Here is a 12036-nt window from a genome sequence, read left to right as displayed (position 1 = left end):
TAACTCCTTATACTCTAGTTTGCTCCAAAAGATTATTGAGTCTATCCATTATAGAATTTACAAAAGAGTCTATACTTTCATTACTTGCTTTCCAGCCATTATTTTTAGCATTATTAAATTCTCTATCAAACCAAGCTCCACCACTGCCTATGTATATATTCTGCCATTTAACTCCTTTTTCCATTGCATATATACTTGCATCAAGCCATCCATCTTGAGCATAACCTTTTAATAAACTTGCAAAATCAACTTTGCCTGTCATGATGTCATCTAAGGAAACACTAAAAGAAGGATTTGCTTTCATTTCTTGAAAAAGTTTTGCTTCGCGAACTTTTGCTTCAGAGCTCAAAACAACTTGATTTGAAGATGGAACAGGCGAATAAGACTTTAAAAAGCTCATAAATAAAGCTTCTTTAGTATAAGTTCCGTCTTCATTTTGTGGATAAACTGACATATTAGGATTAAAGCCATCTTCTAGTGAAGGACCTTGCTCCATGCTTTGTGGAGAAAAGTCAAGTTTTACCCAATTAATTCCTAGACCTGCAATACAATCAAGCTCTTGTGCTTCTTTCAGTTGTTTTGCATTAAATATATTTGTTACAATTTTTTCTTTATTTTCATTACAATTATAATTTAATCCTTTTGGTAATTGTTCCAAATCTGCTTTGCTAAAACTTGTTTTATCATTTGGAAATGCACTTATTACTTGATTAAAGCTATTATAATAGGATTTAACAATAGAAGCCATATCAAAACTATTATAATAGTTTCCATTAGTTTCATCAGCCATACGATGTTGATTAAACCTCTCTATCTCATCTAAAGTAGATTTATGTATTTTAAAATCTTTTGGTAATCCTGCAGCTTTATTAAAGTCTTCTCCCATATAACCATCTTTATCTACACTATAACCATAGGCTAAAGATGCAATATTATTTATATTAACTAAAGGATCAGCTTGTTTATATTTTAGAGTATAAATAGAGTTTTTAAATTCACTTGATATATCATAATTAGGAGAATTTGTTTTAGTAGTATTGTTAGTATTATTAATACTAAAATTACTATTATTAGATATATTAGCAGAATTTAACTCATCATCTAATACTTCACTTCTTATTAAAGTTTGTGAATTTTTATTTTGAATTTCATTTAACTTAGTGACATTTTGTTTTAAAAAAGTATTAGCAAAATTTATTTTAGAATTTTCTTTACTTTCTTTATTAGCTTTACTTTGTGAAAGTATAGAAGTATAACCTGAATTATCATTGATGCTAAAGATACTCATATTAATTCCTTGATTTAGATTCTGCCTTCAATCTAAATATAAATTAATATAAGCAAAATTTATTCCATTTTAGAATAAAATGGAATAAATTTAGAAAGAATTAGTATTGATTTTTAAATTGTTTTAAAATGTCATAAGCAGGACTTCCTGCATAAGCCCAGATATTTGTACCTGTTCCATATTTGCTTGAAAAATATTGCAAATAATAATCTTTTTGATTATTTACATAACGGTATTTAGCTACGATATATCCACTATTTGAATAACCAAGTTTTTCACTTACTGCTCCATGATCATTACTATTATCATTAAAAACAACATAACCATAAGAACTTAGAGAACCAGCATTATAATCAAAAGCACTATCTCTTTGAAACCAATATCCACCCTTAACCTCTTTCATCTCATCAAGGCTAAGAACTTTAACACCTGCGCTATTATCACTAATTGCTCCATTACTTACTTTAGCAAGAATATCCTCTGCAAAAGCAGAACTTGAAACTAAAGCACCTAAAGCTACAACACTAAGTAGTTTTTTAAACATTTTAGCTCCTTATTTTAAAATATGATGTGAATTTGTTTTATTGCAGAAAATATTTTAAGTCAAATTTAATAAAACATTGTTTTATAGATATTTGAAGATTATTTATAATGATTTTATGGTATTTATGAGTGTTTTTATTTTTTATAAAATTGGGTAAATTTATAATATTTATTGAATTTTTGCTATATTGAAGTTATAAAATCTATAAAGATATTTTTCATCTTTATAGATTTAAATAAATAAGGAATTTACACTTTCATTGTGATAAACACGGCGTATAACTTCTGCAAAAATTGGGGCTACACTTAATACTTTAATATTAGGAAGTTCTTTTTTAAGAGGAATTGTATCTGTAACAACAAGTTCATCTAAGGCGCTATTTTGAATTCTTTCATATGCTGCTCCACTTAATACTGGATGAGTGCAACAAGCCATAACCGATCTTGCCCCTCTATCTTTTAAAACCTCAGCAGCTTTTACTATAGTTCCTGCAGTATCTATAATATCATCAACTAAAATTACCTCTTTATCTTTAACATCGCCTATAATATTCATAACTTCGCTTTCATTAGCTCTTTCTCTTCTTTTATCAACAATAACAATGTCAAGACCCAAATGTTTTGCAACACTTCTTGCCCTTGCAATCCCTCCTATATCTGGACTTGCAATGATTGCATTTTTAAAATGTTTATTTTTTATATAGTCATTAAAAACTATACTTCCATAAAGATTATCAACTGGGATATCAAAAAAACCTTGAATTTGGCCTGCATGCAAATCAATAGTTGCAACACGATCAATTCCTGAAGTTTGAATCAAATTAGCAACCAATTTAGCTGTAATTGGAACTCTAGGATTGGCTTTTCTATCTTGTCTTGCGTATCCAAAATAAGGGACAATTGCTGTAATGGAATTAGCACTTGATCTTCTTAAAGCATCTGTTAAAATCAAAAGCTCCATTAAATTATCATTCGTTGGGACACAAGTGCTTTGTATAATAAAAACATCTTTTCCTCGAACACTTTCATCAATTTGAACGCTAATTTCACCATCACTAAAACGTTTAATACCGGCATCACTTAAAGGTAAAGAAAGATATTTTGAAATTTCTTTTGCAAAATTAATATTAGCTGAACCTGAAAAAATTTTATAACCACGCATAAATATCCTTAAAAATTAAAACGGCATTCTATTAAAATAAATATTAAAAAATGCTGTAAAATAAAGATCTTCAAATGATTTATACTTTTTCATAATACACCCCTTTAGAAGAAAAAACCTTTTTAAATAATCCTGCATCTGGAACCAAATCGGCATTTCCAATATATAATCTTCCGTTATTATCTAAAATCTTATAAAAACGTTCCATAAGTTTTAATTTAGAATCATGATTAAAATATATCATCATATTTCTTGATACAATGATATCAAATTTTCCTAGCCTTAAAAATTTATCTTCAAAAACATTGCAAAGTTCAAATTTACAAGAACAAAGCTCACTCTTATTGATAGTATATATTTCACCTTCTTTTGTAAAAAATTTATTTTTTTCAGCTTCACTAAGTCTTTGTAAAGTTCTTCCTTGATATTTTCCTAATTTTGCTTTTTCTATAACATTGGAATTTATGTCAATTCCTAAAATATCTATGTCTTTAATAAAATTCTGAGCAGCTAAAATAGCCAAAGAATACACCTCTTCTCCTGTTGAACAAGGAGCACTTAAAATTCTTACACTTTTTTCTAAACCTTTGATATAGAAAATTACCTCTTTTAACTGTTCAAGCTCTCTTAAAAAATATGTTTCACCTATAGTAACAAAATCTAGAGTTTCTTGTTTTAATTTTTGATTAATCCTTAATTTAAATAAAAAATCCTGAAAATTATCAAACCCTTGATCTAAGCAAAATTTAAATAATTTTAAAGAAAGAGTGTTTCTTTTATCAGCTAAATCAATACCACTTATTTCGTTAATCACTTTTACAAACTCATTAAATTCAAAATCATTAAGATTCTTTTTTTCCATAGTTATCCCTTGATAATTCTTATTCAATAAAATCTAAAATTTCTTTTTTAATTTCTTTTAAACTCATAGGCTTTAATTCAGGATTTAAATCTTTAGCTCTTTTTGGCATTCCATAAACTACAGAATCTGTCTCATTCTCGCATAAACATTTTACTCCAGCTTTATAAAGCTTAAGCAAGGACTTTGCTCCATCATTTCCCATACCTGTTAAAATAATAGCTAATATTTTATTTGTTTTACTAAGCTCAATTGCAGAATTAAAGAGCAAATCAACACTTGGCTTAAAATCTGACAAAACTTCATCTTGCCACAATGCAATTGGATTTAAAGTTCCTGTTAAAATAGTATTTTTTTGACAAATATAAATTTTATTTGATAGCATTTCTTTATCATTTATAATACATACTTCACTTAAAGCTTCTTTATTAAATTGACTTACAAACGAAGGAATAAAACTTTGACTCATATGTTGAGCTATTACAATACAAGTATTTTTAATATCTACATCTTTTAATAAATATTTAAGTTGATTAGGTCCACCTGTAGAAGATCCTATAAGTATAAATTTCATTAATAAAATTTCCTTGACATTTAATTAATATTTTATAGAAATATTATTGTATCATAAATATTTTAGTATATTTTTATATTTTAATTAGTTATTTTTATACTTTATTGTGATAAAATAAATCTTAATTTTTTAGTTGGGTCGGATTTTTATGCTTAAAGAACAAATTTATATTGCTAGTGATCATGCTGGCTTTAAACTTAAAGAGCAAATTTGTATTTTTTTTCAAAATCAAAATATTTCTTTTATTGATCTTGGAACACACAATAATTCAAGTTGTGATTATCCTGATTTTGCTCATTTGCTTGCTAGCAAAATTGACGATAAAAGCTTTGGAATTTTAATTTGCGGATCAGGGATTGGCATTTCAATCGCTGCAAATAGACATAAAAATATTCGTTGTGCCCTATGCAATGAAAGTCTTAGTGCAAAACTAGCTAGAAAACATAACGATGCAAATGTTTTAGCCTTGGGTGGAAGACTCATCGGAACTGATTTAGCAATTGATATTATTCAAAATTTTATCCAAACTCCCTTTGAACAGGGAAGACATATCGACAGAATTCAAAAAATTGAAATAGGATTATAAATGTTTTTAGATTGGCTTATACTGACTGTGCTTATTTGTATTAGCATTTATTTAATTGTTATGTTATTTTATTATAAAACTTTACTTCACAAAGAAAAACATTCCAAAGAGTTTATTAAGCATAACCTTGATGACACAGAAATTATTATAAGAAAACTCCAAGTTCAACTTCAAAGAAGTTTAGGAAATATAGATATTCTAACAGAAGAGCTAAACAAAATAAAAGCTGATTTAACTTCTCTTAGAACTAGAAATTCCCAATACCGATTAGAAAATGATAAATTAAGACAAAGAATTAAAGAATTAGAAGCAAAAATAGAGGCATTATTATGATAACATTAAATACCAAAGAACAAAAATATTTACTTGATACAATCAGAACAATTGCAGATTTTCCTAAAAAAGGAATCCAATTTAGAGATATCACAACTTTATTAAACAATAAAGAAGCTTTATCTTTTTTGCTAAACCATTTACAAGAACGTTATAAAAATACAAAGCTTGACTTTATCGCTGGAGCTGAAAGTCGTGGATTTATCTTTGCTGCTATGCTTTGTGCAAGACTTAATGTTCCTTTTGTTCCGATAAGAAAACCTAAAAAACTTCCGTACAAAACATTTTCTTGTGAATATGAATTAGAATATGGAAGTGATACTTTAGAAATTCATCAAGATGCATTTAATGGCATTTCAAATGCTAAAGTACTTCTTGTTGATGATCTAATAGCAACTGGAGGAACAGCTATAGCTTCTTGTGAGCTTATCCAAAAAGCAGGAGGACAATGTATAGAATCTTGTTTTTTACTTGAATTAAAAGATCTAAAAGGAGTAGAAAAACTTTCTAGTATTACTTCAGTTTATAGTATTTTACAAATTTAGAAAGGTTTATTATGGAAGATTTTTTAAAAAATTTACTTTACAATTATAAAGATCTTGCCTATATTATTATTTTTGTATGGTGTATGCTAGAAGGAGAACTTGCTCTAATTTTGGCAGGAATTTTTGCTCATCAAGGTCATGTCAACTTAGGTTTAGTTATTTTTATAGCAGGACTTGGAGGTTTTGCTGGAGATCAAGTTTATTTTTATATTGGAAGGTATAATAAAAAATATATACAAAAAAAACTTAGAACACAAAGACGTAAATTTGCTGTAGCCCATTTACTTTTACAAAAATTTGGCTGGCCTATTATTTTTATTCAGCGTTATATGTATGGCTTTAGAACAATTATACCTATGAGTATTGGTATTACAAGATATAGTGCTAGAAAATTTGCCATTATCAATCTTTTTAGTGCTTGGGCTTGGGCAAGTATTACTATACTTTTGGCTTGGTATTTTGGTGAAACCATTTGGAAAGCAGTTGGATGGGCAGAAGAACATTGGTACTATGCAGCTTTAATTATTGTATTGTTTTTATTGCTTTTGTTATTTGGTTTTAAGCAAATGGAAAAAGCCTTACTAAAGGAAAGAAGGAAAAAATCATGAAATTTGAATTTAGCTTAAAAAAAATTGAAGAAATTTCAGCTGACTTTGAACTCGTTTTTATTCAAAACAAAAATATAAAAAATTTAAAAGAGTATAAAAATTTCTTTGATCTTAATAATTATACAGGTGAAGGATTGTGTATTGATTTAAATAGTAAAAAATTATTTATAGAACTAAAAAGCCTTGATTATGAGGATATAAGAAAAAGTTTTTATGAAGCTTACAAATATCTTGAAAAATTAAATATCAAAACCATTAAAACCCCTTCCATAATAGGAGAATGTGTAGTTAGAAGTTTTTCTGCTTTAGTGGAAGGAATTATTTTTGCAAGTTATAAATTTGATAAATATAAAAGTGAAAAAAAACAATCAAATATCAAAAAAATCATTATTGCCAAAAATGACATAAATAATAAAAAATTTAATCACGATGAAGCAAAAATAGGAATTTCAAGAGGAGAAATTTTAGCTAATGCTACAAATTTTACAAAAAATATCGTCAATGAATTTCCTGAATTCTACACTCCGCTTCAAATGGCAGAAGATGCCAAAAATTTAGCAAAAGCAAATAAAAATATATCGTGTAAAATTTATGATGAAAAATTTTTAATCAAAGAAAAGATGAATGCGTTTTTAGCTGTTAATCGTTCATCTGTCCATCCTCCACGTCTTATTCACCTTAGCTATAAACATAAAAATGCAAAAAAACGTATTGTCTTTGTAGGTAAAGGTTTAACCTATGATAGTGGTGGGCTTAGCTTAAAACCTTCAGATTATATGGTTACAATGAAAGCAGATAAAAGTGGTGCTGCAGCTGCTATGGGAATTATCAAAGCAGTAGCAGAACTTGAATTAGAATTTGAAGTTCATTGCATTCTTGGTGTTACAGAAAACATGATAGGAGGCAATTCTTACAAACCTGATGATATATTAATCTCAAGAGAAGGTATTAGTATAGAAGTAAGAAATACCGATGCGGAGGGAAGATTAGTATTAGCTGATTGTCTTTCTTTTGCACAGGATTTAAAACCTGATTTACTTATAGATTTGGCAACTTTAACAGGAGCTTGCGTTGTAGGACTTGGAGAATATACAAGCGCCATTATGGGAAATAATGAAAATTTACAAAATGATTTTTATTTATCAAGCAAAAAAAGCGGAGAATACACAACTATATTACATTTTAACCCTTATCTTAGAGAGTTGATTAAATCAAATATAGCAGATGTTTGCAATGTTTCATCAAGTCGTTATGGAGGAGCAATCACTGCTGGACTTTTTTTAGATAAATTTATACGTAAAGAATATAAAGATAAATGGTTGCATCTTGATATTGCAGGTCCTGCTTATATAGAAAAAAATTGGGGTTATACAAATTTTGGAGCAAGCGGGGCTGGAGTTAGAATGTGTGTAAATTTCTTAATTTATCTTTTAAGGAATAATAAATGAGTCTTTCTGTAGGAATAGTAGGCCTTCCTAATGTAGGAAAATCAACAACTTTTAATGCTTTAACTAAAACGCAAAATGCACAAAGTGCTAATTATCCATTTTGCACCATAGAACCAAACAAAGCATTAGTAGAAGTTCCAGATCCACGGCTTGATCATTTGGCCAAAATTGTCAATCCACAAAAAATTGTAAGATCTTTAATCGAGTTTGTAGATATAGCTGGACTTGTTAAAGGAGCAAGCAAAGGAGAAGGACTTGGTAATAAATTTCTTTCTAATATTAGAGAAACTGAAGTTATTTTGCACATAGTGCGTTGCTTTGAAGAAGAAAATATCACTCACGTTGAAGGGAGTGTAGATCCTATAAGAGATATTGAAATCATTAATACTGAACTTATTTTAGCAGATATTGAGCAACTAAATAAAAAAATAGAAAAGCTCTCTAAAGAAGCAAAAGCTAACCAAAAAGGAGCTAAAGAAACATTAGAACTAGCTTCACGTCTGCTTGAACATCTTAATAAAGGTTTAACAGCAAAAACCTTTGAACAACAAGATAATGAAATTTATCAAAATATCATTAAAGAATTACGACTACTTTCTGCTAAAGAAGTAATTTATGGAGCAAATGTTGATGAAAATACCCTTAATGAAGACAATCACTATGTAAAAATTCTAAAAGAATATGCAAAGAAGCAAAATCAAGAAGTGATTAAACTTTGCGCCAAAATAGAAGAAGAATTAAGCACTCTTAATACTGAAGAAAGTTATGAGTTTTTAAATTCTTTAGGAGTCAAGGAAAGCGGACTTGATCAAATTATTCGTACAAGCTTTCATAAACTCGGTCTTATTAATTATTTTACCGCTGGAGTAGTAGAAGTGAGATCTTGGACTATAAAAAAAGGCTGGAAAGCTCCAAAAGCTGCAAGCGTTATTCATAATGATTTTGAAAAAGGTTTTATTAAGGCTGAAGTAATTTCTTATGAAGATTTTATTCAATACGGCGGAGAGATCAAAGCTAAAGAAGCGGGAAAATTACGTTTAGAAGGAAAAGATTATTTGGTTAATGATGGAGATGTTATGCATTTTAGGTTTAATGTGAGTAAATGAGAAAGATTTTTTTAAAAAAAATTAATCAAATTCATATTCTTTTATTATTAATATTTATAAATATTTTTATTTATATAAGTCATAAATTAATAACTAAAAACTTCATTTATAGTACTTATGAAAAAGATCTACAATCTTTTTTCGTTATATTGAATGAGGTTTTATTTTTTTTACCTTTTGTTTTATTTTATCCTTTAACCAGCTTTTTAAATACTGCTTTTTATGCTAAAAAATACATTATAAAGTTACTAGCTTCTTTATTTTTATTATTATCTGTGATTATTTATATATCTTATTATAATCACATTTTTTGGCTAGCTTTATTTTTAAATTTTCTATTAGCCTTACTTAATTCTTTTTATTTTCCTATTTTTTATGCTTATATAACAAAAATTGCTCAAAAACATTTAGCATTAAAAATAAATTTATTAATTGGTATTAGTGGTGCTTTAGCAATTTTAATGGCTTTTGGAGCATCTTCTTTTTCTCTGAACAATAAAAATGAAATTTCTGATTTTATTAATTTAATTGGATTATCTTTTATTGCCCTATCTTTAATAAATTTAGCATTAAGCTATAAGCTTTCGATTTTGCAAGAAAAAAATATTAAATACTCATTAAAAAAATTTTTAAAGAAAAAACTTTTTTTAAAAAATTTAAAATCAATAATCAAAAAACCCATTCTTTTTCCTTCTATCTTGGGTATCTCTGTATTTTTATTTTTATTAGAATCTTATATGATACTATTTCCTATATACGTTAAGGATGTTTTACTTGAAGATGATTTATTTTATATTTATTTAAATTTTATATTGCTAGCTATAGGATTTATTTTTGGTTCTTTTATTTTAAAGAGATCTTCAGAGACTTATCTTGAATTTGGATTTATCCCTCTTGCTCTTTCTGGTTCTTGTATTTTAACACTATTATTGCCTCATATATTAAATCATTTTGTGGTCTTTTTTTTGTTTGGATTTTGTGGAGCTTTTATAATCATTCCTTTTTTTGCTCTTATACAGTTTCACTCTCAAACAAAAAAAATACAAAGAGTTATTTTAATTAATAATTTCATACAAAGTAGTATTATTTTAATCTGCATTATCTTCATTTTTTTGTTTGCAATGACCAAGTTTAATATAAATTATATTTTTTATATTCTTGCGTCTATTGCTTTTATCATATCTTTATATATATTTAAACAACTTCCTTTTTTATTGATAAGACTTTTAACCAGTTTTTCTTATTTTCATCATTATAAATTTTTAATCAATGGATTTGAAAATTTATCAAGTCAAAAAGGGATCTTATTAATAGGAAATCGCGATAGTTTTCTTGATTGGGCCATTATACAAATGATTATTCCAAGAAAAGTTCATTTTATTATGGATAATAATATTTTCTCTCCTTGGTATATTAAGATTTTTATTGAAAAATTTAGCTTTATATCTAAAAATTTAAAAGAAGGTCTTAAACTGCTTGAAAAAGGAGAAGTAGTTTGTATCTTTACAGATGAAATAAAAAATGATTTAGAAAATATGATTTCAAAACAACAAATAGAAATTATACCTTTTCATATTAAAGGCATATGGGGCAGTTCTTTTTCGAAAGATAATGAAGAATTTTCATTAAAAAATAAACATTTAAGTCAAAAATATATTTGCATAGCCTTTGGTAAAAAAATAAATTCTCTTTGCAAAACAGAAATTCAAGAGTGTATATTAAAATTATCATTTAAAACTTGGCAAATGCAATGTGAAGCTACGCATACCATAGCAAGAACTTGGATTGATTGTGCTAAAAAAAATCTTTCCCGTATTGCTTTAATTGATTCTTTAAACAATACATCATTTACCTATAGGGAACTTTTAAGCTTAAGTCTTTTACTAAGCAAAATTATCAAAAATAATTCCAAAACACTCAATATTCATTTTTCAAGGGGAAGCTATGCGCCAAAAGAAGAATGCATAGGAATTTTACTTCCAATTTCATTTGAAAATCTTCTTTGCAATCTTAGTGTTTTATTATCACAAAAAGTTATTATAAATTTAAATCATAATGACAAAAATATATACTCTATTATAAAAAACTCAAATATAAAACAAATTTACACATCAAGAATTTTTTTAAAAAATCTTGATTTAGATTTTAATGATAAAAATATTCATTTAATTTTTGTAGAGGATATTTTCAAAACCATAAAAGAACAAAAAAATAAAATGTTTTTATATACTCTTTTGATAAGCATACTCCCAAAAAGTCTTTTAAAACTTATATTTTCACTTTCAAAAAACAATCTTGCCATCACAAATATAAATTTTGAAAATAACCAAGGTTTTATGTTTAATAACCGCAATATCTTAAGTACTATTATGCAAATATCAGACCAATTTAATTTAAGAAATGATGACATTATATCATCTTCATTTCCTTCTCATACTTTTTTTGGTTTTATTATGAGCTTTCTTCCTATTTTAACTGGAACTAAAACTATCATAAATGTAAATTTTAAAAGTAAAATTACAAATCAAATTACAATAATATGCCAAGAACAAAATGCCCTTAAAAACTATATTCAAATATTAAATGAAAATACATTCATAAATACTAGAATCATCTTAAGTGATAATAAAATAAATCAAGACATTAAAGAGAAATTTGAATCAAAATTCAAAAAAAGAATTTTTTGTGTATTTGGAATTAACGAACTTTCACCTATAATAAGCATTAATACCGATCAAGAAAAAAATAATAACCTAGGTCACATTCTAGATGGTATTGCTATAAAAATTAATGAAGAAAATAGTAAAAATTATTTATTAAACAAACATGGAACTATATTATTAGGCGGACATCAAGTTATGGTTGGATACTTAAATGATAAAAAACTAACTGATGAGACAATCAAAGAAATCGATGGAATACGCTGGTACAATACAAAAAAAATGGGGTATATTGATGAAAATAACTCTTTACATATAATATAA

12 protein-coding genes are annotated in these 12036 nt (G+C 26.8%); 7 read left to right on the top strand and 5 right to left on the bottom strand.

Annotated elements, in window-relative coordinates; translation table 11 throughout:
• Positions 1-7: 7 nt before the first annotated feature.
• From CNZW441b_RS03285 to CNZW441b_RS03265, 5 genes are all read right to left on the bottom strand, one after another.
• Positions 8-1288, bottom strand: a complete 1281-nt coding sequence (locus tag CNZW441b_RS03285; RefSeq protein WP_216681565.1) for a Cj0814 family flagellar-dependent secreted protein — start codon at positions 1286-1288, stop codon at positions 8-10.
• A gap of 100 nt (positions 1289-1388) precedes the next feature.
• Positions 1389-1832 (bottom strand): hypothetical protein, encoded by a 444-nt coding sequence (locus CNZW441b_RS03280; protein WP_131166043.1) that lies wholly within the window; start codon positions 1830-1832, stop codon positions 1389-1391.
• A gap of 231 nt (positions 1833-2063) precedes the next feature.
• Complete coding sequence (locus tag CNZW441b_RS03275) at positions 2064-2993, bottom strand: ribose-phosphate pyrophosphokinase (protein ID WP_131186906.1); 930 nt, start codon at positions 2991-2993, stop codon at positions 2064-2066.
• A 79-nt stretch (positions 2994-3072) separates the two neighbouring features.
• Positions 3073-3855: a CheR family methyltransferase gene (locus CNZW441b_RS03270; RefSeq protein ID WP_131186907.1), complete on the bottom strand. Its 783-nt coding sequence runs from the start codon at positions 3853-3855 to the stop codon at positions 3073-3075.
• A gap of 19 nt (positions 3856-3874) precedes the next feature.
• Positions 3875-4426 carry a CheB methylesterase domain-containing protein gene (locus CNZW441b_RS03265; protein ID WP_131186908.1) on the bottom strand — a complete coding sequence of 184 codons (552 nt, stop codon included), beginning with the start codon at positions 4424-4426 and terminating at the stop codon, positions 3875-3877.
• A 148-nt stretch (positions 4427-4574) separates the two neighbouring features.
• Here CNZW441b_RS03265 and rpiB point away from each other — a divergent pair, with 148 nt between their 5' ends.
• The 7 genes from rpiB to CNZW441b_RS03230 are packed head-to-tail and all read left to right on the top strand — an operon-like array spanning position 4575 to position 12036.
• Positions 4575-5012 carry a ribose 5-phosphate isomerase B gene (rpiB, locus tag CNZW441b_RS03260; RefSeq protein WP_131186909.1) on the top strand — a complete coding sequence of 146 codons (438 nt, stop codon included), beginning with the start codon at positions 4575-4577 and terminating at the stop codon, positions 5010-5012.
• A complete protein-coding gene (locus tag CNZW441b_RS03255) occupies positions 5013-5345 on the top strand; it encodes a hypothetical protein (RefSeq protein ID WP_131186910.1) in 333 nt (110 codons plus the stop codon).
• Entirely contained in the window at positions 5342-5890 is a 549-nt protein-coding gene (apt, locus tag CNZW441b_RS03250; protein WP_131186911.1) for an adenine phosphoribosyltransferase, read from the top strand. The genes CNZW441b_RS03255 and apt overlap by 4 nt, the downstream gene beginning before the upstream one ends.
• An 11-nt stretch (positions 5891-5901) precedes the next feature.
• Positions 5902-6498, top strand: a complete 597-nt coding sequence (locus CNZW441b_RS03245; RefSeq protein WP_131186912.1) for a DedA family protein — start codon at positions 5902-5904, stop codon at positions 6496-6498.
• Entirely contained in the window at positions 6495-7946 is a 1452-nt protein-coding gene (locus tag CNZW441b_RS03240; protein WP_131186913.1) for a leucyl aminopeptidase, read from the top strand. Before CNZW441b_RS03245 ends, CNZW441b_RS03240 begins: the two co-directional genes overlap by 4 nt.
• Positions 7943-9052, top strand: coding sequence for a redox-regulated ATPase YchF (ychF, locus tag CNZW441b_RS03235; RefSeq protein WP_131186914.1), 1110 nt, complete (start codon positions 7943-7945; stop codon positions 9050-9052). Before CNZW441b_RS03240 ends, ychF begins: the two co-directional genes overlap by 4 nt.
• Positions 9049-12036 (top strand): MFS transporter, encoded by a 2988-nt coding sequence (locus CNZW441b_RS03230; RefSeq protein WP_216681564.1) that lies wholly within the window; start codon positions 9049-9051, stop codon positions 12034-12036. The genes ychF and CNZW441b_RS03230 overlap by 4 nt, the downstream gene beginning before the upstream one ends.

Source organism: Campylobacter novaezeelandiae (genome assembly GCF_018968685.1).
GTDB classification, from domain to species: Bacteria; Campylobacterota; Campylobacteria; order Campylobacterales; family Campylobacteraceae; genus Campylobacter_D; species Campylobacter_D novaezeelandiae.
The sequence above is the reverse complement of the archived record's forward strand: the minus strand, read 5'-3'. Positions and strand labels throughout refer to the sequence as shown.